Annotated in this window: 16 protein-coding genes, 1 tRNA gene and 1 pseudogene; 6 read left to right on the forward strand and 12 right to left on the reverse strand. The window is 68.3% G+C overall.

Features of this window, described 5'->3' with window-relative positions:
- Positions 1 to 31: 31 nt before the first annotated feature.
- The 6 genes from CV103_RS09055 to budC all read right to left on the reverse strand — a co-directional run bounded on the left by CV103_RS09055 (position 32) and on the right by budC (position 7,692).
- Positions 32 to 520, reverse strand: coding sequence for a hypothetical protein (locus CV103_RS09055; protein WP_107394715.1), 489 nt, complete (start codon positions 518 to 520; stop codon positions 32 to 34).
- Positions 521 to 738: 218 nt separating this feature from the next.
- Positions 739 to 815 (reverse strand) — tRNA-Arg (locus tag CV103_RS09060).
- Between the two features lie 35 nt (positions 816 to 850).
- Positions 851 to 2,350 (reverse strand): efflux transporter outer membrane subunit, encoded by a 1,500-nt coding sequence (locus tag CV103_RS09065; protein ID WP_107394716.1) that lies wholly within the window; start codon positions 2,348 to 2,350, stop codon positions 851 to 853.
- Positions 2,347 to 5,529, reverse strand: a complete 3,183-nt coding sequence (locus tag CV103_RS09070) for an efflux RND transporter permease subunit (protein ID WP_107394717.1) — start codon at positions 5,527 to 5,529, stop codon at positions 2,347 to 2,349. Before CV103_RS09070 ends, CV103_RS09065 begins: the two co-directional genes overlap by 4 nt.
- Positions 5,530 to 5,532: 3 nt before the next feature.
- A complete protein-coding gene (locus CV103_RS09075) occupies positions 5,533 to 6,723 on the reverse strand; it encodes an efflux RND transporter periplasmic adaptor subunit (RefSeq protein ID WP_107394718.1) in 1,191 nt (396 codons plus the stop codon).
- A gap of 192 nt (positions 6,724 to 6,915) precedes the next feature.
- Positions 6,916 to 7,692, reverse strand: coding sequence for a meso-2,3-butanediol dehydrogenase (budC, locus tag CV103_RS09080; protein WP_070932546.1), 777 nt, complete (start codon positions 7,690 to 7,692; stop codon positions 6,916 to 6,918).
- Positions 7,693 to 7,941: 249 nt separating this feature from the next.
- Here budC and CV103_RS09085 point away from each other — a divergent pair, with 249 nt between their 5' ends.
- Entirely contained in the window at positions 7,942 to 9,570 is a 1,629-nt protein-coding gene (locus tag CV103_RS09085) for a Na+/H+ antiporter (RefSeq protein WP_041865415.1), read from the forward strand.
- A gap of 39 nt (positions 9,571 to 9,609) precedes the next feature.
- On the opposite strand, the pseudogene CV103_RS09090 reads toward CV103_RS09085, so the two are convergent.
- A pseudogene (locus tag CV103_RS09090) lies at positions 9,610 to 10,161 on the reverse strand (MFS transporter); the annotation flags it as partial.
- Between the two features lie 112 nt (positions 10,162 to 10,273).
- Between CV103_RS09090 and CV103_RS09095 the strand changes: the two are divergent.
- Entirely contained in the window at positions 10,274 to 10,636 is a 363-nt protein-coding gene (locus CV103_RS09095) for a DUF488 domain-containing protein (RefSeq protein ID WP_107394742.1), read from the forward strand.
- On the opposite strand, the gene CV103_RS09100 is transcribed toward CV103_RS09095, so the two are convergent.
- Complete coding sequence (locus tag CV103_RS09100; RefSeq protein WP_107394719.1) at positions 10,633 to 12,003, reverse strand: aminotransferase-like domain-containing protein; 1,371 nt, start codon at positions 12,001 to 12,003, stop codon at positions 10,633 to 10,635. The genes CV103_RS09095 and CV103_RS09100 overlap by 4 nt on opposite strands.
- Positions 12,004 to 12,101: 98 nt before the next feature.
- Between CV103_RS09100 and CV103_RS09105 the strand changes: the two genes are divergently transcribed.
- A complete protein-coding gene (locus tag CV103_RS09105) occupies positions 12,102 to 12,503 on the forward strand; it encodes a DUF983 domain-containing protein (RefSeq protein ID WP_425443848.1) in 402 nt (133 codons plus the stop codon).
- A gap of 22 nt (positions 12,504 to 12,525) precedes the next feature.
- Here CV103_RS09105 and soxR read toward each other — a convergent pair whose 3' ends face one another.
- Positions 12,526 to 12,987, reverse strand: coding sequence for a redox-sensitive transcriptional activator SoxR (gene soxR, locus CV103_RS09110; RefSeq protein WP_015459389.1), 462 nt, complete (start codon positions 12,985 to 12,987; stop codon positions 12,526 to 12,528).
- Positions 12,988 to 13,149: 162 nt separating this feature from the next.
- Between soxR and CV103_RS09115 the strand changes: the two genes are divergently transcribed.
- Genes CV103_RS09115 through CV103_RS09125 form a run of 3 tightly spaced genes read left to right on the forward strand, consistent with a single transcriptional unit; the run spans position 13,150 to position 18,683 of the window.
- A complete protein-coding gene (locus CV103_RS09115) occupies positions 13,150 to 14,220 on the forward strand; it encodes an efflux RND transporter periplasmic adaptor subunit (RefSeq protein WP_425443849.1) in 1,071 nt (356 codons plus the stop codon).
- Position 14,221: 1 nt separating this feature from the next.
- Positions 14,222 to 17,299 (forward strand): efflux RND transporter permease subunit, encoded by a 3,078-nt coding sequence (locus tag CV103_RS09120; protein WP_107394721.1) that lies wholly within the window; start codon positions 14,222 to 14,224, stop codon positions 17,297 to 17,299.
- Positions 17,292 to 18,683 (forward strand): efflux transporter outer membrane subunit, encoded by a 1,392-nt coding sequence (locus tag CV103_RS09125; RefSeq protein WP_107394722.1) that lies wholly within the window; start codon positions 17,292 to 17,294, stop codon positions 18,681 to 18,683. Before CV103_RS09120 ends, CV103_RS09125 begins: the two co-directional genes overlap by 8 nt.
- Positions 18,684 to 18,755: 72 nt before the next feature.
- Here CV103_RS09125 and CV103_RS09130 read toward each other — a convergent pair whose 3' ends face one another.
- From CV103_RS09130 to CV103_RS09140, 3 genes are all read right to left on the reverse strand, one after another.
- Complete coding sequence (locus CV103_RS09130; protein ID WP_107394723.1) at positions 18,756 to 19,808, reverse strand: phytase; 1,053 nt, start codon at positions 19,806 to 19,808, stop codon at positions 18,756 to 18,758.
- Positions 19,808 to 22,621: a TonB-dependent receptor gene (locus CV103_RS09135; RefSeq protein WP_070932561.1), complete on the reverse strand. Its 2,814-nt coding sequence runs from the start codon at positions 22,619 to 22,621 to the stop codon at positions 19,808 to 19,810. The genes CV103_RS09130 and CV103_RS09135 overlap by 1 nt, the downstream gene beginning before the upstream one ends.
- A gap of 168 nt (positions 22,622 to 22,789) precedes the next feature.
- Positions 22,790 to 23,809, reverse strand: coding sequence for a cupin-like domain-containing protein (locus CV103_RS09140; RefSeq protein ID WP_051128744.1), 1,020 nt, complete (start codon positions 23,807 to 23,809; stop codon positions 22,790 to 22,792).
- Positions 23,810 to 23,975 lie beyond the last annotated feature (166 nt).

The following is a 23,975-nucleotide window of genomic DNA, read 5'->3' on the forward strand; positions in this document are numbered from 1 at the left end:
TGCCCTTGCCAAGGGGGCGTCCACATATGAATCACATTCCCGACGCCAAGGGAATCCTGTTTATGGGTCCCGACCCTAGGAGCTTTCGATTGACAAATTTTGGAACCGAGCGGCCCTGATCGTCGGGTTTGCTCCACGATCCATGGCAAAGGGCGTTCCGGATATCCTTCGCCTTTTTCAATTCAGCCAGCTGTATGCTGTAGTCGTTGCCTTTTGTACGCGGGTTTTCCGCAAGCGCCTTCTCGTAGCCAATGATAAGCCCCCCGAGCTGATCGGTTAGCGTTTTTTCAAGAGTCTTGATCCAAGCATTGAATGCATCCGGATCACCCTGCGGGTCGAATTCCTTCGCGCCGGTGAGCGCGAAGATCGCCTTACCGAGCATTTCCTCGATAAAGCCGAAAGTCGCTACCGTGCGACCTAGTTCCTCGCAAAACGCAGCGTCATGAAATTGTGTGGGATAATTGGCATGGAGCTTGTCGCGGTCGATGATGTAGCCCTTCTGTCCATCGATTTCAGGCATTCGATCCTCCGCATAATCTCAAAAAGTATGATACCTCCCTATGCGACGGGGTGCAGAACTAATTAACGCTGAACCAGCCCTTTCACACCTTCTGCGGCCGCGAGCGACCTCAATATGGTGATCGGACGCTCCCGCTGCCCGCCCGGATCGCCAAGTTCTGCCTTTTATTCGGGAACGGCCTCAGCCGGAAACGCCGGATTGCCGTGCTTTCAGGATCGTGGTGCCCCGGGAGAGACTCGAACTCCCGACCTGCGGTTTAGGAAACCGTTGCTCTGTCCTGCTGAGCTACCGGGGCAACAGGTGGTTCCGTAGATTTCCGGGGGGGCGCCGTCAATCGGCCGCGCGCGGGAGGGGCGGGCGGGGGCTTGGGGGCTGTTCCATCAGCTCGTCGCCGCCCAGCGTCTGATAGAGGGCGACGAGATTCTGCGCGCGCGCCAGCCGCGTCGCCGCGAGGGTGCGGCGGGCGGAATAGAGGGTGCGCTGGGCATCGAGCAGGTTGAGATAGGAATCGATGCCGCCGCGATACCGCTCCGTCCCGAGATAGAGGCTGTCGCGGGCGGCTTCCTCCAGCGCGCGATCGGAGCCGAGCTGGCTGTCGATCGTGCCGCGCCGGGCCAGCGCGTCCGCCACCTCGCGGAACGCCGTCTGGATCGCCTTCTGGTAATTGGCCAGCGCCAGATCGCGCTGCGCCCTGGCATCGGCGAGGTTGCCGGCATTGGCCCCCCAGTCGAAGATCGGCAGGGTGGCGGAGGGCTGCACGCTCCAGGTGAAGGCATCGCCGGTGAAGAGATCGGCAAGCGCGGTGCTGGCGAGGCCGGCCAGCGCCGTCAGCGAGATGCGCGGGAAGAAGGCCGCGCGCGCCGCGCCGATCCGGGCATTGGCGGCGTAGAGGCGATATTCGGCCTGCACCACATCGGGGCGGCGCAGCAGGATACCGGAATCGAGGCCGGGCGGAAGCTCGGCAAGCTGGTCCTCCGTGCCGTCGAGCGCGGCGGGGAGGAGATCGTCCGCCACGGGGGCGCCGACGAGCAGCTCCAGCGCATTGCGATCCTGGGCGATGGCGGTGGTGAGCTGCGCCGCATCCGAGCGGGCCTGGGCGAGGATCGTTTCCGCCTGGCGGAGATCGGTGCGCGGGGCGATGCCGCCCTGGAGGCGGGCGCGGGTAAGCTCCACGCTGCGCAGCGCGCTCGCCTCCGTATCGCGGGCGATGGCGAGCAGCGTGCGATCGGCGGCGAGCTGGAGATAGAGGTTGGCGACTTCGGCGACGAGCGTGAGGCGGGCGGCGCGGAGCGCGGCCTCCGTCCCCAGATATTCGTCGAAGGCGGCGTTGCTCAGGCTTTGCAGCCGGCCGAACAGATCGACCTCGAACGCGGTGACGCCACCTTCGAGGCTGTAGGAGGTGTTGGTATCGCCGCCGCCGCCGCCGCTCGCGCCGCCGTTGAGGGAGCCGCCGCCGTTCGCGCCGTGATTGACCGAGATCCGCCCGCTGGCGTCGATCCCCGGAAAGATGCCGGCATGTGCCACGCGATATTGCGCGCGCGCGGAGGCGACGTTGGCGAGGGCGGCGCGCAGATCCTGATTGTTGGCGATCGCCCGGTCGATGATCGCCTGCAGCTTCGGATCGCGGAAGACATCGCGATAGGTGACGGAGGGCAGGCCGGCCTCGCTCCGGCGGAGATAGGCGTCGCCCGCCGGCCAGCCTTGCGGGATGGCGGGCGCGGGGCGCGGCATATCCGGCGCCATGGTGCAGCCGGCGAGGAGAGCCAGGGCGGAGAGAGCCAGGGCGGGAAAGGCCAGGGCGGGGAGGGCGGGCGGGAGGCGGCGGATCATGCCAGCGCCTCCGCGGCGCCGCCGGATGCCGGGCCGTCCGGCTTTTCCGCATGGCCCTTGCGGAACAGCTTGCGGACGAGGACGAAGAAGAGCGGCACGAAGAAGATCGCCAGCACCGTGGCGGTGATCATCCCGCCCATCACCGCCGTGCCGATCGCCACCCGGCTCTTGGCGCCGGCGCCGGTGGAGATGGCGAGCGGCAGCACGCCGAAGATGAAGGCGAGGCTGGTCATCAGGATCGGGCGCAGGCGGATGCGGGCGGCCTCCAGCGCGGCTTCCACCGCCGTGCGGCCCTGCCGTTCCGCCTGCTCGGCGAATTCCACGATCAGGATGGCGTTCTTGGCCGAAAGCCCCATGGTGGTGAGCAGGCCGACCTGGAAATAGATGTCGTTTTCCAGCCCGCGCGCCAGCACCGCCAGGGTCGCGCCGATCAGGCCGAGCGGCATCACCAGCATCACCGCGAAGGGGATGGACCAGCTTTCGTAAAGCGCCGCGAGGCAGAGGAACACGACGAGCAGCGACAGGCCGTAGAGATAGGGCGCCTGCCCGCCCGAAATCTGTTCCTGATAGGAAAGGCCCGCCCAGGCGATGGAGACGCCGGGAAGCTGGCCCGCAAGCTCGGCGATGCGCGCCATCGCGTCGCCCGAGCTCTTGCCCGGCGCCGACTGGCCCTGAATCTCGTAGGAAGCGAGGCCGTTGAAGCGGGTGAGCGTGTTGGGCGCGCGGCCCCAATCGATATGGGCGAAGGCCGAGAAGGGCGCCATCTGCCCGGACGCGCCGCGCACGAACCAGTTGGCGAGATCCTCCGGCCGGCTGCGATAGGGGGCGTCGCCCTGGACATAGACGCGCTTCACCCGGCCGCGATCGACGAAATCGTTGACATAGTTGCCGCCCCACGCGGCCGACAGCGTCTGATCGACCGCCGCCTGGGTGAGGCCGAGCGCGCCGACCTTCGCCTGATCGATCTGGACCGACAAGGTGGGCGTATCCTCCAGGCTGTTCTGGCGGACCTGGGCGAGGATGGGATCGGCGGACGCCTCCGCGATGAGCTGATCGCGGCGGGCCTTGAACTCCTCCCGGCTGAGGCCGCCGGAGTTGAGCAGCTCCAGCGTGAAGCCGCTCGACTGGCCGAGGCCGCGCACGGCGGGCGGGTTGAGCGCGTAGAACTGGACGTCGCGCATCTCGCGGCCCAGCTCCGCCGTCGCGCGGCGGGTGATCGCCTCCGCGCTGTTGGCCGAACCCTTGCGCTCGTCCCACGGCGCCAGCGACAGGAAGCCGCGCCCGGCATTCTGGCCGGTGCCCGCCTGGTTGCCGCCGATGACCGCATAGACGACGTTGGTGTTCTTGCCTTCCGTCCCCAGGAAATAACGCTCGATCGTCTTGGCCGCCGCGATGGTGCGGGCCTGGGTGGCGCCCGCCGGCAGGGTGAACTGGAGCTGGGCGATGCCCTGGTCCTCCACGGGCAGGAAGCTGGTCGGCAGCTTGAGGAATACGAGCACGAGCAGCACGACGATGGCGCCATAGACGAGGAGCGCCGCCTTCATGTGGCCGAACAGGCGGGCGACGCGGGCGCGATAGCCTTCGGACATGCGCGCGAACCAGGCGTTGAAGCGATCGCCATAATGGTGCGCGCGCTGGACGATCCAGGGGCCGCCGCGCCGGGCCGCGTGATCCGGCCGCTTGAGCAGGGTGGCCGCCAGCGCGGGCGAGAGGATGAGGGCGACCACCACCGAAAGCACCATCGAGGAGACGATGGTGATCGAGAACTGCTTGTAGATGACGCCGGTGGACCCGCCGAAGAAGGCCATCGGCAGGAACACCGCCGACAGCACCAGCGCGATCGCGATCAGCGCGATGTTGATTTCCGACATCGACTTGATCGTGGCGTCGCGGGGGGAGATGTCCGGCTCCTCCTCCATCACGCGCTCGACATTCTCGACCACGACGATCGCGTCGTCGACGAGCAGGCCGATCGCCAGCACCATGCCGAACAAGGTGAGCGTGTTGATCGAGAAGCCGAAGGCCGCGAGCACGCCGAAAGTGCCGAGCAGCACCACCGGCACGGCGATGGCCGGGATCAGCGTCGCCCGCCAGCTCTGGAGGAAGACGAACATCACCAGGACGACGAGGATGATCGCCTCGATCAGCGTCTTGATGACGTCTTCCACCGAAAGCTTGATGAAGGCGGTGCTGTCGTTGGGATAGGCGTAGCGCAGCCCCTGCGGGAAAGCGGAGGCGTGGCCGTCGACATAGCTGCGCACCAGCTTCGCCGTCTTGAGCGCGTCCGCCCCCGGCGCGAGCTGGATGGCGATGCCGGCGCCGGGATGGCCGTTGAGCCGGCTGACATTGTTGTAGCTTTCGCTGCCCAGCTCCACCCGCGCGACATCGCGCAGCAGCACCTTGGAGCCGTCCGTCTGCGTCTTGACGATGATGTCGCGGAACTGATCCGCCGTGGTGAGGCGGGACCGCGCCGTGACGATCGCGTTCAGCATCTGGCTGTCGGGCGAGGGCTGGCCGCCGATCTGGCCGGCGGCGACCTGCGTGTTCTGCGCCTGGATCGCCGCGATCACGTCGGCCGGCATGAGCTGGACCGCGGAAAGCTTGAAGGGATCGAGCCAGATCCGCATCGCATATTGCGATCCGAACACATTGACGTCGCCCACGCCGGCGAGGCGGCCGATCGGATCCTGCAGGTTGGAGACGAGATAGTCGCTGACGTCGGCGCTCGTCATCCGATCCGTCTCGTCGTAGATCGACACCACCATCAGGAAATCCGCGTTGGATTTCGTGACGACCAGGCCCTGCTGCTGGACCTGCTGGGGCAGGCGGGGCAGCGCCTGCTGCACCTTGTTCTGCACCTGGACCTGGGCGATGTCCGGGTCCGTGCCCTTCTGGAAGGTGACGGTGACCGTGACCGAGCCGGACGAGTTCGAGGTGGACTGGAAGTAGATCAGCCCGTCGATGCCGGTGAGCTGCTGCTCGATCACCTGGGTGACGCTGGATTCGATCGTTTCGGCCGACGCGCCCGGATAGGTGGCGCGGATGTTGACCGAGGGCGGCGCGATATCGGGATATTGCTCCACCGGCAGCGTCAATATGCCGCCGATGCCCAGTAGCATGATGACGATGGCGATGACCCATGCGAAGATGGGCCGATCGATGAAGATGCGTGACAGCACGGCCTAGCCCCGCGCGGCCGGCCGGGAACCGCCCTGCGCCGCGCCCGGAGGCGCCTTGCCGGAGGCCGGCGGCGAGCCGGCGGGGACCGGCTTGACCGGCTGGCCGGGCCGGATCTTGCCCAGCCCCTCGACGATCAGCCTGTCGCCGGCGGCGATGCCCGACGTCACCAGCCATTTGTCGCCGATGGTGCGATCGGCCGTGACCTTGCGTTCGACGGCCTTGTTGTCCGCGCCCACCACCATCACGGTCGCCTCGCCGCGCGGCGTGCGCGACAGGCCCTGCTGGGGCACGAGGAAGGCGCCCTGGCTGGTCGTCTGCGCAAGGCGCGCGCGCACATACATGCCGGGCAGCAGGATGCCCGAGGGATTGGGGAAGAGCGCGCGCAGCGTGACCGTGCCGGTATTGGGATCGACCATCGCCTCGGCGAATTCCAGCCGGCCCTCCAGCGGATATTCGCTATTGTCCTCCAGCTTCAGGCGCACGGGCACGCGCTGGCCGCCGCCGCCGGGGGCCAGCGAGCGGCGCAGCGCCAGCAGCTCCGCGCTCGATTGCTGGATATCGACATAGATCGGATCGAGCCGCTGGATGGTGGTGAGCGGATCGGCCTGGTTGGAGGTGACGAGCGCGCCGGTGGTGACGAGCGAGCGGCCGATGCGGCCGGTGATGGGCGCGGGAACGCGGGTGAAGGCGAGGTTGATCCGCGCGGTTTCCAGGCTGGCGCGGGTCTGCGCCACGCTGGCGGCGGCCTGCTTCGCCGTGGCGGCGGCGTCGGTATAATCCTGCTTGGCGACGGCCTCGATCTCGGCCAGCGGCCTGTAGCGATCGGCGCGGGCCTGGGTCGCCTCGCGGTTCGCCTCGGCATTGGCGAGGTTGGCGGTCGCCTCGTTCACGGCGGCGCTGTAGAGGCTGGGATCGATCTGGTAGAGCGTCTGCCCGGCCTGGACGATGCTGCCTTCGGTGAACAGCCGCGCCTTGACCAGGCCGGAGACCTGCGGGCGCACCTCGGACGTCTCATAGGCGGTGGTGCGGCCGGAAAGCTCGACCTCCAGCGGCACGGTTTCGGGCTTCACGGTGATGAAGCCGGCCTCCGGCGGGCCCTTGTCGCGGCCATTGTCCCGGTTGCCGGAGCAGGAGGAGAGCGAGATGGCGAGGGCGGCAAGACCGGCCGCCCGGAACAGCAGCCGGTAATTCAACGACGCACCATGATGAGGGCCATTCGTCCACGCTCCTGAACTGCCGGCGATGCCAGGACAGCCGACGCCATCCGGACCAAGCCGACACGAATCATATGCCCCACGCACGGCTACCTAAAGCGTCGCCGCGCGGAAGTGTAGCGCTTTCCGATGGATGGCCGGCCGGAGGATGACGGCCGGGCGGGCGCCGGACTACATGCCGTAGGTTTCGAGCAGGTTGACCTGCCCCGTATGCGCCAGCATGCCCCCGTCGACGATGAAGTTCTGGCCGGTGATGTAGGAGGCATCGGCGGAGGCGAGGAAGGCGATCAGCCCGGAAACCTCCTCCACCTGCCCCGGCCGGCGCATCGGGATGGCGGCGTGCCATTTGGCCAGCGCCTCGGGCGAGCTCTGGCTGGTGGCCGGTGTGACGATCAGGCCGGGGCTGACCGCGTTGACGCGGATGCCGTCGCGCGCATGATCGAGCGCGATCGATCGGGTGAGGTTGATGACGCCCGCCTTGGCCGCATTATAGGCATGGAAGCCGTAATCGCCCGCGACGCCGCAAACGGAGGCGATGTTGATGACCGAGCCGCCCGTCTTCACCAGATGCGGGATGGCGAAGCGGCAGGCGTAGAAGATCGAATCCAGATCGGTGGCGATCACATGGTGCCAGACGGCGGGATCGACCGTGGTGACGCGGCCGAGCATGCCCGAGCCGGCATTGTTCACGAGCACGTCGATCGCGCCATATTCGCCGACCGTGAAATCGATCAGCCCGGCGATGTCGTCCGGCTTGCTGACGTCCGCCACGCGGATGCGGGCCCTGTCCCCCGCGCCGAGCGCATCGGCGCGTTCCTTCAGGCTCCCTTCCGTCCGGCCGGCGAGGACGACGCGCGCGCCTTCCTCGACAAAACGTGCGGCCGCCGCCGCGCCGATGCCGGCGGCCGCGCCGGTGACGATGACGACCTTGTCCTCGAAACGCCTCATTGATCTTCCCCATGCTTGCCGGTTGCGCCCGGTTCCCTGCCGGCGGAAGGTGCCTCATCCCGATGCGGATGGGGCGCGCCATTCGCCCGTTTCGCGATCTTTGCGGCCGTTTCGACGAGCGCGACCATCGGCGCGACGTTCCGCCCCCTTTTCCGAACGGGGTCGTCAGCGCGGAAATAATGCCGCAAGAAGGGGATGAGCGCGGGGGACGCCCCGCAGGCGACCGTGGATGCAAGCGAGGGAATATCGTTGGAAACGATCACTATCATCCTGATCCTGTTGCTGGCGGTGGTGGTGAGCGGCGTGGTTTCGCGCATGCTGCCACTGCCCGTTCCCCGACCGCTGGTGCAGATCGCGCTGGGCGGCGTGATCGGCCTTGCCGCCAACTGGCGGGTGACGCTGGACCCGGAGATATTCTTCCTGCTCTTCCTGCCGCCGCTGTTGTTCCTGGACGGCTGGCGCATCCCCCGCGAGGAGCTGTTCAAGGACGGCAAGACCGTGCTGGAACTGGCGCTGGGGCTGGTGGTGTTCACCGTGCTCGGCATGGGGCTGATCATCAACTGGATGATCCCGGCGATGCCGCTGCCCGTCGCCTTCGCGCTGGCGGCCGTGATCTCCCCCACCGATCCGATCGCGGTTTCGGCGATCGCCCAGCGCGTGCCGATCCCCAAGCGAATGATGCACATATTGGAAGGGGAATCGCTGCTGAACGACGCTTCCGGCCTCGTCTGCCTGCGCTTCGCGGTGGCGGCGGCGCTGACGGGCGTCTTTTCGATCGGCGATGCCGCGCTGAACTTCCTGTGGGTGGCGCTGGGCGGCATCGCGATCGGCGCGGGCGTCACCTTCCTGGTCGTGCGCATCAAGGCGGGGGTGAGCGGCCGTTTCGGCGAGGATAGCGGATCGCAGATCCTGATCAGCCTGCTGATCCCGTTCGGCGCCTATCTGGTGGCCGAGCATCTCCATTGTTCCGGCATCCTCGCGGCGGTGGCGGCGGGCCTCGCCATGGGCTTCGCCGAAGGTTCCGCCCAGGCGATGGCCGCCACCCGCATCCGCCGCAACACCGTGTGGGATGCGATCCAGTTCACCGCCAACGGCATCATCTTCGTGCTGCTGGGCGAGCAATTGCCGCTGATCCTGGCGGGGGCGGCCGAAACGGTGCGGATCACCGGCCATCACGAGCCGGGCTGGCTGGCCGTCTATGTGCTGGCGATCAACCTGGGGCTGGCGGCGCTGCGCTTCATCTGGGTGTGGGTGTCCTTCCGCTTCACCCTGCTGACCCATGGGCGGACCCGCCAGCAGCCCAACTGGCGGCTGGTGGCGGCGATGTCCTTCGCCGGCGTGCGCGGCGCGATCACGCTGGCCGGCGTGCTGACCCTGCCGCTGGCGATGGCCGACGGATCGCCCTTTCCGGCGCGCGACCTGGCGATCTTCCTGGCGATGGGGGTGATCATCGTTTCGCTGATCGTCGCCAGCATCGGCCTGCCCTGGCTGCTGAAGGGGCTGGAGATGCCGGCCGAATCCTCCCAGCTCGCGGAGATCGAGGCGGCGCGCATCGCGGCCGCCAAGGCCGCGATCGCCGAGGTCGAGCGCGTCGAGCATGTGCTGGCCGAGGGGCAGGAGGATGCCGACCTCTATGTCGAGATCGCCGGGCGGATCATGGACATCTATCGCCGCCGGATCGAGACCCGGTCCCCCATCGCCGAAGACGCGGCGGCCGCCAGGCGGGTGGACAGGATCGAGAAAGAGCTGCGGCTGGCGGCGCTGAGGGCCGAGCGGGCCGAGATCACCCGGCGCAGCCGCCAGCGCGAGCTTGGCAGCGACGGCGCCCGCAAGCTGATCCGCGAGCTGGACCTGATGGAAACCCGCTATGCGGGATAAGGGCGGCCCCGCCGGCGCATCCTGCCGGCGGGGCGGCGATCAGGCCGCCTCCACCCGAACCCGCTCCAGCCGGGGCGAGAGCAGGTGGACCGCGACCAGCGCCAGGAAATAGGCGCTGCCCGCCACCGCGAAGAGCGGCGTGTAGGTGCCGAAGCCGTCGAGGATGAAGCCGGCATATTTGGCCATCATCATCCCCCCGATCGCGCCCACCGTGCCGCCGATGCCGATCACCGATCCCACCGCGGCGCGCGGGAACACATCCGACGGCAGGGTATAGAGATTGGCCGAGAATGCCTGGTGCGCGGCCGTGGCGACGCCGATCACGAGCACCGCGACCCACAGATTATCGATATTCTGGGCGAAGAATACCGGCAGCACCGCGGCCGCGCAGACCAGCATCGTCGCCTTGCGGGCGAAATTGACCGACCGGCCCGCCCGCATCAGCCGCGAGGACATCCAGCCGCCGGCGATGCTGCCGACATCGGATAGCAGATAGATCGCCACCAGCGGCGGCCCGAAGCTGAGGAGATCGAGGCCGTAGCGATCGCCGAGATAGCCGGGCAGCCAGAACAGGAAGAACCACCAGATCGGCTGGGGTGGGAGCGGCAATGTCTCCGACGTCGGGCCGTTGGACTGACCAATCCGGCGGATATTGCGTCCGCCGGCCGGGGCCAGCACAATGGCGCGGCATCGGGAGGAAGGAATGGCCGCCGGATCGCCGCAGGATATCCGCATCAAGCGCGCCTATCTGGCGCCCGCCGACGATGACGGGCGGCGCATATTGGTGGACAGGCTGTGGCCGCGCGGCCTTGCCAGGGCGAAGGCCGCGATCGACCTGTGGCTGAAGGACGTCGCGCCCAGCACGGAGCTGCGCCACTGGTTCGGCCACGATCCCGCGCGCTGGCCGGAATTCCGCAAGCGATATGCGGCGGAGCTGGCGGACAATCCGGCGGTCGCGGAACTGCGGGAGATCGCGGGCAGGGAGCGGGTGACGCTGGTCTACGCCGCCCATGACGAAGCGCACAATAATGCGGTAGCGCTGGCGGCGTATCTGGCGGGCGCCTAGCCCGCCCGTGCCTGGTTGCGGAGGAGCAGGGCTTCCAGGCATTCGAGGGCGCGACGCAGCCGATCATGGTCGATCGCGCCGCCCAGCGATATCCTGACGGCGGCGGCGGGGCGATCCTTGCGGACGGCGAAGGCTTCGCCGGGGACGATGGAGAGCCCCATGCCGCGCACCGCCGCGGCGAGATCGGTGGCGGCCATGCCAGGCCCCAGCGGAAGCCAGAGGTGATAGCCTTCGGGATGGGCCGCATAGGGCACCTGCCCCAGATGGTGCGCGGCGATGCGCTGCCGGGCCACGGCTTCGCTGCGGACGCCGGCCACCAGCCGATCGAGCGTGCCGTCGCGAATCCAGCCCGTTACCAGCGCGGCGTTGAGCGGCGCGGCCATGACCGCGGTTTCGTGGATATCGGCCGACAGCCGCCAGGCATCGCGGGCCGAAGGCGCGCGGACATGGGCGATGCGCAGCGCGGGCGAGACGATCTTGGACAGGCTGGCGATATGCCAGGTCCGTTCGGGCGCGAGGCTGGCGATCGTCGCGGGCGGGACCGCGGGAAGCCGGCCATAGGCGTCGTCCTCGATGATCTGGGCGCCGTGGCGGCGGGCCAGCGCCGCGATCGCCGCGCGCCGTTCGGCGCCGAGCGTGGCGGTGGTGGGATTATCGTTGGTGGGGACGACATAGACGGCCTTCGCCCCGCCCCGGAGCGCGCGGGCGACACCATCCGGATCGAGCCCCTCCGCATCGGTTTCGACCGGATCGACGCGGATGCCGAAGCGGGCCGCGAGCGCGAGCAGGCCGGGATAGACGAAGCGGCCGGCGGCGAGCCTGTCGCCCGGCGCCAGGACATTGCCGAGGATCGCATGGAGCGCGTTCTGCCCGCCGGCCGCGATCGCCACCTCATCCTCGGTCGATGGCATGCCCCGCGCCGACAGCGCCTCCGCCGCGACGGCGCGATCGTGCCCGTAGCCGCCGGTCGGCTGATATTGCAGCAGGGGGGAGGGGCCGGAGGCGCGGAGCAGCGCCGCCATGCCGGTGCGGATCGCCTCGCCGAGCTGGGAGAAGCCGGGCTGGGGCGGCATGTTCATGCCGGTATCGTCGGATGCCTGCGCGGCCAGCGCCTGCACATGCGCGCCGTTGCGGACGAAGCTGCCGAGGCGGCCGGCGCCTTCGACCAGCCCCGAGGACCGCAGCAGGCCATAAGCGCGGGTGACCGTGGTGAGATCCACATCGAGCGCGCGGGCAAGATCGCGCTGCGGGGGCAGGCGCTGGCCCGGCCGGATCCGGCCGGCGCGGATCGCGCCTTCGATCGTATCGGCAATGGCCAGATAGAGCGGGCCGGAGGCGGCCCGGATCGCGGTCACCCAATTTTGCATGGATCGTCTGCATGGTTATGTATGGTTGTTGCAACCATACATAACGCCTAGATGGACGGCAAGCATATCGAACAGACGAGGCAAGGCCCGTGAACAGCATGCCGGGGAAGATGGAAGCCCAGCCGCAGGACGGCCCATGGCCGAAGCTGGAGCCGATCCGCACGGGCCTGCGCGGCCGCTGCCCCCGCTGCGGGCAGGGGCATCTGTTCCAGGGATTCCTGAAGCTGCGCGACGGGTGCGAGGTCTGCGGGCTGAGCTACGACTTCGCCGATCCCGCCGACGGGCCGGCCTTCTTCGTCATATGCTTCGGCTGCGTGCCGGCGGTGACCTTCGCGCTGCTGCTGGAGATATGGCTGAGCCCGGCCTGGTGGGTCCACCTCGTCACGTCGCTGCCCTTCCTGATCGTGACGTGCGTGCTGCCGCTCAGGCCGCTAAAGGGATGGCTAGTGTGCAGCCAGTTCTTCTTCAAGGCGGGCGAGGGCCGGATCGCCGACGGCTAGGGCGCCTGGAAATCGCTCTGGCTCAATCCGGGTCGAGCAGGCGCGGCCCGCTGCCATTTTCGGCGAGCGTGTCGCCCGGATTGCGCAGGGGGCAATCCTCGGTCGAGAGGCAGCCGCAGCCGATGCAGGAGCTCAGCTGATCCCGGAGGCGGGTGAGCCGCCCGATCCTGTCGTCCAGATCGTCGCGCCATTCGGTCGACAGCCGTTCCCATGCCGCGATCGTTACCCGCCCGTCCGACGACAGCGAGGCGAGCCGGTCGCGGATGACGGCAAGGGGGATGCCGGCGCGCTGCGCCACCTTGATGATCGCGATCGCGCGCAGCACGCCGCGATGGAAGCGGCGCTGGTTCCCCGCCGTGCGATGCCCCCAGATCAGCCCCTTGGCCTCGTAGAAATGGACCGTCGACACCGGCACGCCGGCGCGGGCCGCGACCTCGCCCACGCTGAGTTCGCGCAATGCCTGTGCGTGCGTCAGCCTTGCCACCGATTCCCCCTTTACCTCAATCATGGTTGAGGTTTTATAGAGGCGCTCCCGATTCGAACAAGGGAGCGTCCCCTGGAACATTCAAGCATTGCCGACCAGCGGGATGCGCCTGCCGGTCCATCATCCTATCCCCCCGATAGCAGGCCGGGCCGCACGCGGCCGATCATCCTCGCGCTGGCGGCCACGCTGCTGCTGTTCGGCGCGCTTTATGGCTGGCGGACGCTGCGCAACGCCGCGCCGCCGCCGCAGGCCCCGCCGCCCGTATCGGTGGCCGCCGTGGTCGCGACGCCCGTGGACGTGCCGGTGGCGCTGGAAGCGGTGGGATCGCTGCGGGCGGTGCGTGAGGTGGTGCTGGCGCCCGAGGTGGCGGGCCGGGTGGTGGGCATCCGCTTCACCGCCGGCGCCCGCGTGCAGGCCGGGGCGCCGCTGGTCGAGCTTTACGATGCGCCGGAACGGGCCGACCGGGCGGCGGCGGCGGCGCGCGCGGCCTTCGCCAGGCTGCAGCTTTCGCGATCGCGCGAGCTGGAGCCTTCCGGCGCGGAATCGCGCGAGCTGCTGCAGCAGCGGCAGGCCGAATATGACCAGGCGATCGCCGCCGTCCGCCAGCTCGACGCGCGCATCGCCCAGAAGCTGGTGCGCGCGCCCTTCGCGGGCGAGCTGGGCATACGCCAGATCAATCCGGGCCAATATCTGAACCCCGGCGATCCGATCGCGACGCTGACGGCGCTCGATACCCTCTATGTCGATTTCACCGTGCCGCAGCAGGAACTGGCGCGGCTGGCGATCGGCGGCGTCGTGAACCTTGCCAGCGACGCCTGGCCCGGCCGCCGCTTCACCGCGCGGGTGAACGCGATCGAGCCGCGCATCGGCGGCGACAGCCGCAACGTGACGGTGCAGGCGACGGTGCCCAACCCGGATCGCGCGCTCCGCCCCGGAATGTATGTGACCACTGCGCTGGACCTGCCGCCGCAACGGGGCGCGCTGGTGGTGCCCGCCACCGCGATCCAGACATCGGCATCGGGCGACAGCGTGATCGTGGTGCGCGGCGCCGATGCCCGCAAGAGCGGCAAGGCCGAGATCGTCGCCGTCACCGTCGGCCGCCGCTTCGGCAATCAGGCGGTGATCGCGCAGGGGCTGAAGCCGGGCGACGTTGTGGTTTCCGAAGGCCAGCTGCGCGTGCAGCCGGGGGCGAACGTCTCCATCGCCCGGCTGCTGCCGGCCGGAGGGAAGTGAGATGCGCTTCACCGATATCTTCATCCGCCGGCCGATCCTGTCGATCGTCGTCAGCCTGCTGATCCTGCTGGTGGGCGGGGCGGCGCTGTTCTCGCTCCCCGTGCGCGAATATCCCAACATGGAAAGCGCCACGATCGTGGTCGACACCAGCTTTCCGGGCGCGACCCAGCAGGTGATGCAGGGCTTCGTGACGACGCCGATCGCGCAGGCGATCGCGACCGCCAACGGCATCGAATATCTCACCTCCACCTCCAGCCAGGGCAAGAGCCAGGTGAAGGCGAAGCTGGTGCTGAACGCGGACGCCGACCGATCGATGACGGAGGTGCTCGCCAAGGTGCAGCAGGTGAAATACCGCCTGCCCCAGGGCGCCAACGATCCGGTCATCACCAAGATCACCGACGGCGCATCGGCGGTGCAATATGTCGCCTTCGTGAGCGACAAGCTTTCCGTCCCCCAGATCACCGATTTCGCGTCGCGGGTGGCGCAGCCGCTGATAACGGCGGTGCCGGGCGTGGCTTCCGCCGAGATATCCGGCGGGCAGACGCTGGCGATGCGCATCTGGGTCGATCCCGTGCGGCTGGCGGCGCGCGGGCTTTCCGCCGGCGACATCGCGGCCGCCCTGCGCGCCAACAACGTGCAGGCGGCGCCCGGCCGGCTGAAGGGGCAGGATACCGCCATCAACATCACCGCCGCCACCGACCTGACGGGCGTGGAGGATTTCCGGGCGATGGTGGTGAAGAGCGGCATGGACGGGCTGGTGCGGCTGGGCGATGTCGCCACCGTCGAGATCGGCGGGCAGAATTACGACAGCAGCGCGATGACGAGCGGCCACCGATCGGTGACGATCGCCATTTCGCCCACGCCGGACGGCAACCCGCTGGAGATCGTGAAGGCGGTGAAGGCGCTGCTGCCCGACATGCAGCGCGTCGCCCCGCCGGGGCTGAAGGTCATCAGCCAGTTCGACGTCGCCCATTTCGTGAATGCCGCGATCGACGAGGTCGTCCACACGCTGGGCGAGGCGATCCTGATCGTGGTGATCGTGATCTTCCTGTTCCTGGGCTCGTTCCGGGCGGTGCTGATCCCGGTGGTGACGATCCCGCTGTCGCTGGTCGGCACGGCGGCGCTGATGCTGGCCTTCGGCTTTTCGCTGAACCTGCTGACGCTGCTGGCGATGGTGCTGGCGATCGGGCTGGTCGTCGATGACGCGATCGTGGTGGTGGAGAATATCCACCGCCATATCGAGGAGGGCCTTTCCCCGGTGAAGGCGGCGCTGGTGGGCGCGCGCGAGATCGTGGGGCCGGTGATTGCGATGACGATAACGCTGGCGGCGGTCTATACGCCGATCGGCCTGATGGGCGGGCTGACGGGCGCGCTGTTCCGCGAATTCGCCTTCACGCTGGCCGGATCGGTGATCGTTTCCGGCGTGGTGGCGCTCACCCTTTCGCCGATGATGAGTTCCTGGCTGCTGAACGCCAAGGTTTCCGAAGGGCGGCTGGCGCGCGCGATCGAGCATCGCATGGAGCGGCTGACGGCCGGCTACGGCCGGCTGCTGGCGCAGACGCTGGAGGCGCGCGCGGCGGTGCTGGTGGTGGGGGCGGCGGTGCTGATCGCAATCGTCGTGCTGTTCACCGGCGCGCGGCGGGAACTCGCCCCGCCGGAGGACCAAGGCTATGTGTTCGTCCAGACCAAGGCGCCGCAATATGCCAATGTCGAATATACCGCGCGCTATGCCGATGAGGTGGAGCGCATGTTCCGGCGGCTGCCCGAATATGTGAGCAGCTGGTTCGGCAACGGCACCGATGGCGAGAATGAAGGCTTCGGCGGCGTGATCCTGAAGGAATGGGCCGACCGCGACCGCAGCGCGGACGACGTGCAGGCGCAGCTGAACGGGGAGGGCGCGGCCATCACCGGCGTCTATGCCGCGGCGTTCCAGGCGCCGGCGCTGCCGGCATCGAGCGGCGGCCTGCCGGTGCAGATGGTGATCCGTTCGTCCGACGACTTCCCCGCCATCTATGCGGCGATGGAGGGGATAAAGGGCGCGGCCTGGGGCAGCGGCCTGTTCGCCTTCGTCGACAGCGACCTCGCCTTCGACAGCCCGGAAGCGCGCATCACCATCGATCGCGCCAAGGCGGGCGAGATGGGCGTGACGATGGAGGCGATCGCCGACACGCTCGCCATCCTGGTGGGCGAGAATTACATCAACCGCTTCAACTGGCACGACCGTTCCTACGACGTCATCACCCAGGTGCCGCGCGACCAGCGGCTGACGCCCGACAATCTCGGCCGTTATTATGTGAAGGCGAAGACGGGCGAGATGGTGCCGCTCGCCACCGTGGTCCGCATCGACATGCGGCCCGAGGCGAACCGGCTGCCGCAGTTCAACCAGATGAATTCGGCCACCCTTTCCGCCGTGCTGGCGCCGGGGGTGACGATGGGGCAGGCGGTGGACTTCCTGAAGGCGCAGCCGCTGCCGCCGGGAACGACGATCGACTGGCTTGCCGACAGCCGCCAATATGTGACGGAAGGGGACAGGCTGACCGTTTCCTTCGGCTTCGCGCTGATCGTGATCTTCCTGGTGCTGGCCGCGCAGTTCGAAAGCTTCCGCGATCCGCTGGTGATCCTCGTCACCGTGCCGCTGGCGGTGTGCGGCGCGCTGCTGCCGCTGTGGCTGGGGTTCGCGACGCTCAACATCTACACGCAGATCGGCCTCGTCACCCTGATCGGGCTCATATCCAAGCACGGCATCCTGATGGTGAGCTTCGCCAACGAGATGCAGCATGGCGAGGGGCTGGACCGGACGACCGCGATCCGCCGCGCGGCGGCGGTGCGGATGCGGCCGGTGCTGATGACGACGGCGGCGATGGTGGCGGGGCTGGTGCCGCTGCTCTTCGCCAGCGGGGCCGGCGCGTCCAGCCGGTTCGCGATCGGCATCGTCGTGGTGATGGGCATGCTGATCGGCACGCTGTTCACCCTGTTCGTGCTGCCGACGATCTACAGCCTGATCGCGCGCGACCATCGCGCGACGGAGGCAAGCCCGCGCGAAAGGGAGTTGCGGACGATGGAGGCGGGCCATGCATAAGTTTTCCTGGCTCGCGGCCCTGGCGCTCGGCGGATGCGCGGTGGGGCCGGATTATCGCCCGCCGGCCACGCCGCCGGCCGCCGCCGATCGCTTCGTGACGGCGGCCCCGGCGACGGACGTCGCGGCCCCGCTGCCGGATGCGTGGTGGCGGCTCTACGACGATCCCGTGCTCGACCGCTTGGTGGCGCGGGCCTTCGCCGCCAATGCCGACCTGCGCGTCGCGGCGGCGAATCTCGCCCGCGCCCGCGCGGTGGCGGACGAGGCCGGGGCCGGCCGGCTGCCGACCACGGACGCGAGCGGCGGCGTCTCCTACGGCGATGCCGTGGCCGGCGGCTTTCCGCAGGGCGGGCGGCAATGGACCTATAGTGGGACGATGGCGATCGCCTGGGAGGCGGACCTGTTCGGCCGCGTCGGCCGGACGATCGCGGCGGCGCGGGCCGATGCCGATGCGGTGGAGGCCGCGCGCGACATGGTGCGCGTGGCGGTGGCGGCGGAAACGGCGCGGGCCTATGCCGACGCCTGTTCCTTCGGCGCATCGATCGCGATCGCGCGGCAATCGCTTGCCACCGCCGAGGACGGGCTGAAGCTGATCGCCACGCGGCAGAAGGCGGGCGCGGCCGGCCGCCTGGATGTGGAGCGCGCGGCGACGGCCGCCGCCAACGCCCGCGCGGCGATCCCGCCGCTGGAAGGGCAAAGGCAGGCGGCGCTTTACGAGCTGACCGCGCTGCTGGGCGAGACGCCCGCCAACGTCCCGGCGGAGGCGGCGCAATGCACCCGTCCGCCGGCGCCGGCGGCGGCGCTGCCGATCGGCGACGGCACGGGGCTGCTGCGCCGCCGGCCCGACCTGCGCGAGGCGGAACGGCGGCTGGCGGCCGATACGGCGCGCATCGGCGTGGCGATGGCCGATCTCTATCCGCGCGTCAGCCTGGGCGGATCGGCGGGATTCTTCCGCAACGATCAGGTGCGGGGCGGGGATTCCTTCTCCTTCTCGGTCGGGCCGCTGCTGTCCTGGAGCTTCCCCAACATGGCGGTGGCGCGGGCGCGCATCCGCCAGGCCGAGGCGGGAGCCGATGCATCGCTGGCGGCATTCGACGGCAAGGTGCTGGCGGTGCTGAAGGAGGTGGAGCAGGCGCTGGCGCTCTATGGCGCGGAGGACCGCCGCAACCATGCGCTGGCGGAGGCGAGCATCCGCGCGGACGCGGCCTATGGCCTTGCCGACCGGCGCTACCGGGCGGGGTCCATATCCTATCTGGACCTGCTGGATGCGCAGCGCGCGCTGATCGATACGCGGGCGGCGCTGGCCGATTCCACCCAGAAGCTCGGCACGTCGCGGATCACCTTGTTCAAGGCGCTGGGCGGCGGCTGGGTGCTCCCGCCCGAATGATCGCGCGGCAGGATGCGACGCCCGGCGCCGGCATAAGGGGTGCCGGGCCGGGCGCCGATCATGGCGGGAGGATCAGAGGCCGAGCGCGCGGCGCACGTCCCGCCAGTCCACGACCTTGAAGTTCTGCTGCGGGCCGTCCCCATCGGCGGTATCGTGCATGGCGATGGCGCCTTCGGGGAAGGGGCCGATCGGGCCGCTCCAGGCATCGATGCCGTCCGTGCCGGTGACGGCATCGATCGCCCCGCCTTCGACCGCGAACCGGCCGACATAGACGTGGTTCGCGCCTTCGATCCGCCAGACGGGGAAGGTGGCGTCGCCCTGGCTGGAGGCGATCAGATAATCGACGCCGCGATCGCGCAGGATGGCGAGGCCCTCGATATCCGCCGTCAGCCGGATGCCGTCCGCGACCGCGACCTGCATCGGATCGGCCGACCCCCGGGGATCGAAATCGAACCGCCAGATGGCGACATCCTCCTCGCCCAGATAGAGGGTATCCGCCTTTTCATCGACGACGCAGCCTTCGGGCTGGGTCGCGACCTTCATCCGCCGTTCGAGCGTCGCCACCGGGCCGGAGGGGCCTGCGGTGATGCGATACTGGAAGATGCCGCCGGCCTTGTTGTTGGCGACGACGTAGAAATCGCCGCCGCGCTTGCCCATGCACGAGCCGTAGGGTTCGCCCATGTCGGTGGGGATGAAGCCGTAGGGGCGGGTTTCCAGCGTATCGGGATCGAACAGGAAGGTCATGATCCCGAAGCGCTTGCGCTCCATCGCCGCGACCAGGACATAATCCTTGCCGCCGACGCGGAAGCCATCCCGCACGTCCACATTGTCGAGCGGGCCCGAGCGCAGGAACTGGCGGACGCGGCCGTCCATGTCGTGCACGTAGAGGCCGTCCGTCTTGTCCGTGGCGAAGATCACCGCGCGCGCCGGATCGCGGGGATCGGCCCAGAGCGCGGGATCGTCGGCATCGACGCGCGGATTGGTGGTGACGATCGTTTCCAGCGCCGCCGGCACCGCCCTGGCGGGATCGCCGCGCGCGGCCGTGCCCTGCGGCAGTTGCGGTTCGGGCGGAACGGTGGCGCAGGCCGCGAGTGCCGCCAGCGGAGCGAGGATCAGCGCGCGCATCAGAAGGTCGCCTTCGCGCCGAACTTTGCCGTCCAGCCATATTCCTCATATTGCAGGAGGTTACGGCTCAGCGGCCCGCGCTGGTAGGCGGTATAGGGCTCGTTGAACAGGTTCACCCATTCGACGAAGAGCTGGACCTGCTTGGTGACGCGATATTTGGCGCTGACATCGACCTGGAAGTGATCGGTGACGATGCGATCCTCATCCGCGTCGTCGCCCAGCTCGTCCAGATAGGAGTCGCGATAGGTGCCGGCCACGCGGAAGCTGATCGGCCCCTTGTCGTAGCCCAGCGCCACGTTGAACGTGTTCTTGGCCGAGGACGGCAGCGGTATCTTGCGCCCGTCGGCCAGCCGGCCGTCCGCATCGGTATAGGTGTAGTTGAAATTGGCGAGCAGGCCGTCGAACGGCGCCGGCAGGAAGGTGAACGCCTGCTGGAAGCTGAACTCGATGCCCTTCACCCTGGCGGAGTCGCCATTTTCCGGGATCGTCGCCTCGTCATAGGCGATGCCGTTGAAGACGCCGGGATCGTCATGGTTGCGATCGACGATGAAGTCCTTGATGTCCTTCCAGAAGAAGCCCGCCTGGACGACGGCGTTCCTGGCGAAATAATATTCCGCCGCCACGTCGATGTTCCAGGCGCGATAGGGCTTGAGCGCGGGGTTGCCGAATTCGCCCTCGCGCTCGCCATCGTCGCTTTCCTCGATCAGGAAGCGCGGGGCGAGCTTGCCGATCGTCGGGCGCACGACGCTCTTGAACGCGCCCAGGCGCAGCACGACGTCGCGGGCCGGCTGGTAGCGGACGGCGGCGCTGGGCAGCACGTCCGTATAGCTGCGCTTGAAGCGGAGCGGGCTCACCTCGACCAGATCGTCGCCATTGTCGGCGCCTTCCTCGATCAGCTCGACAAGGTTGCCGCGAATGTCGTTCTTCGTATGCTCGACGCGGACGCCGCCCACGACGCGCAGCCGCGTATCCTCGTAGCGGCCGAGCAGGTAGCCGGCATAGATATCCTCATCCACGCGATAATCCGAGGCGGCGGATTCGAAGTCGCTGTCGATATCGTTGCGGGTGAACTGGTCGAAGCCGTTGCCGAGGAACTTGCGCACCGGCTTGTAGCCGGGGACCGGATCGATCAGCGCGAGCGAATAATCCTGCTTGCCGAGGACTTCGGCCAGCGTCGTGTCATTATCCTCGTAGATATCCTTCTGGAGATCGTAGGTCTTGCGGCGCAGCCGGGCCTTGCCGCCCGCCTGGATCGAGAATTCGCCCCTGGCCAGCGCGAAATCGCGCGTCACGTCGAAGCGGCCGCTCCATTCGCGGTCCCTGGACAGGCTGAGCGTGGTCCGCTCCACCTTGTCGAATTCATATTCCTCGGGATCGAAGAAGATGTCGCCGCCCTGGGTGATGCTGTAGCCGGGGCGCTTGTAGTTCGCGAAATCGAACGTCACGCCCAGCGGGTCCTCATCGTCGAAGTCGCGGGACCAGGCGATCGGATCGATCGAGCCGTTCTCCTTCTCGCTCGACTTGGCGTAGGCGCCTTCGTAGCGGAAGGTCCAGGGGCCGGTCTCCGTCTTGCCGCCGATCGAATAGGTCATGATCTTCTGGACCTCGTAACGGTCCTTGAGGTCGCGTTCGACCTTGATCTCGTCATCATCCTCGCCGGACACGAAATCGGCGCGGGTGCCGGTGCCGCCGACCGGCTTGGCATCGCCCACGTCGAAGATCAGGCGCTTGCGGAATTCCTGGTCCTCGAAACGGCTGTAGAGGCCGCGCGCGAACAGGGTGGTGGTGTCGCTCGGCCGCCAATCGAGCGAGAGCGACCCGCCGAGGCGTTCGCGCGTCACGTCATAATCGCGATATTCGAGCTTTTCGAAATAGCGGACGCCATCGTCCTCGTCCCAGCCCTCGGCCTCGATATTGTCGGTCGCGAAGCGGCGCTTATAGTAGGAAAGGCCGCCGGAAATGCCGAAATCGTCGCCGATCCTGGTGGCGAAATCGACGCTGCCCTTGGGGCGCAGTTCGTTGGTCTTGTCGTTGAACGATCCCTCGGCGGAGACCGAGACGAACGGCTTCTTGCGATCGAAGGCGCTGGTGGTGTTGATCTCGATCGAGGCGCCGATGGTGTCTGCGTCCATGTCGGGTGTCAGCGTCTTCTTGATCTCGATCGATTCCACCAGCTCGGACGGGATCACGTCCAGCGCGACCGAGCGGACATCGGATTCGGGCGCCGGCACGCGGGTGCCGTTGATCGAGGCGGCGTTGAGGTTGGGATCGAGGCCGCGGACGGAGACGAAGCGCCCCTCGCCCTGATCGTTCAGCACGTTGATGCCGGGCGCGCGGCGCAGCGCCTCCGCGACATTCTGGTCGGGGAACTGGCCGACGGCATCGCGGGTCAGCACGTTCTCGACCCCGTCCGCCGCGCGCTGGCGCGAGATGGAGCTGCCGAGATTGGCCTGCTGGCCGACGACGAGGATGGTGGCGCCGCCCGCGGCCGGGGAGAGGCGCACGTCGGACCGGGTGATGCCGTCCGGCGCGACGTTCACGTCCGCGCGATAATCCTCCGCGCCGGCATAGCGGGCGACGAGCGTGTAGGAGCCGGCCGGGACGTCCGCGAAGCGATAGGCGCCGTCGGGGCCGGCATTGGTGCGGCGGCCCAGCTCCTTGAGGACCAGCTCGGCCCCCTGCAGGCTGCCGGTGCCGCTGGCGTCGAGAACCGTGCCCGCCAGGGTGCCGGCGAAAGCGGGGGAGGAGAAGATGGTGGCCGCGAGCAGCGCGCACGCGAGCGATCCGCGCGAGCGGTTCGAAAGATCGATCATGAGAACCCCTTTTCGTCGAAGGGCTTGCCCTCCCTTCGCTCAACGGGGCCAGTGGCAGCGCTTGATGACCGCGCGCCGACGATTCGATGACAGGCGGATTACAGGCGATGACGGAATGATGACGCGGGCCGGCGGCCGCCCCGCGTTGCCGGGGGACGGAAAGCGGGCCTACAGCGCGCCGTAGCTGCGATAGGCGGTGTAGAAATCATTCTCCCACACGAAATTGGTGAAGGAGAGGCTGATGCTGGTGTCGAGCCCTTCGACATGATGCCACCAGCCGACGGGTATGAAGAGGATGTCGCCCGGGCGGATGGTGCAGGTGATGGCGGTCGGCCGCTGGCCTTCGGGCAGGCCGGCGAAGGCTTCCGGCCCGCTCCAGCGGCTGTAGCAGTGCATATGGTTCTGCATCCGCTGGGTTTCCCACAGCGGCACCAGCGTCACCCGCTTCTCGCCCATGATCTGGACGAGGAAATTGTTGGTGAGATCGTGGTGGAAGGGGGTGATCGTGCCCTTCGGCCCCAGCCAGAAGAAGCCGTCGCGCGTGGGATCGGGGACGAGGAAGCCGGGCAGGTCGCCTATCTCTTCCCACAGCGGCGCCAGCGCGGAGCGGTTGTGGCCGCCATTGTTCGCGGTGACATAATAATCGTTGCTGGGCTCGCCCGAGCGGAGCCGGCCGAGGAGGGCGGCCAGCGGCATGCGCGTCTTGTGGTGGTTGGAGCGGATCTCATAGTCCGCATCCTCCTGCCGGCCGGTCTGCACCTCGATCTCGGGATTGCCGGCCAGCGCCTCGATATGGTCGAGCGTCCAGCGCCGCGCGGGCCAGTGGTCGATCAGGCCCGTCAATATCGCCGGCCGGTTGGCGGCATAATGATCCCCGAGGAAGGCCCCCGGCGCCGGGCGTTCGAGGACGGGCACCTCCGGGGGGCGGAGCGCCGCGAGGCGCGCCAGCGATTCCAATATCCAGTCGCGCTTGGCGAGCCGCGCGGCGATCGCCGTGCCGGCCTGGGTATAGGGGCTGGAGGAAGCGGCCGCGATCTCGGCCGAGACGACGGCGGGCGGGGCACCGAGCGCGGCGAGCCTTTCGGCAATGGGCGCGGCATCGGAGCCCAGCAGCAGATTTTCCGCGATCCAGCGCTGCCATTCGTCCTGGATCCGGGGGAGCGGAGTGGCGGCAAACCGGGTCGTCATACGATTGGGTCCACTTTTGAGATATGCCATGTCGGATATGCCATGCGCCGCATCGTGCGCGCGAATCCGGCCCGTCTGTCACGATTTGATGACAATTGGAGGAAACAGGCAAGTTCCGCGCGGCGGGCCGGCCGCGTGGAGTCCTCCCGAAATAATCATCCTCGTT

The sequence above is a fragment of the Edaphosphingomonas fennica genome (assembly GCF_003034225.1).
Taxonomy (GTDB): domain Bacteria; phylum Pseudomonadota; class Alphaproteobacteria; order Sphingomonadales; family Sphingomonadaceae; genus Sphingomonas_E; species Sphingomonas_E fennica.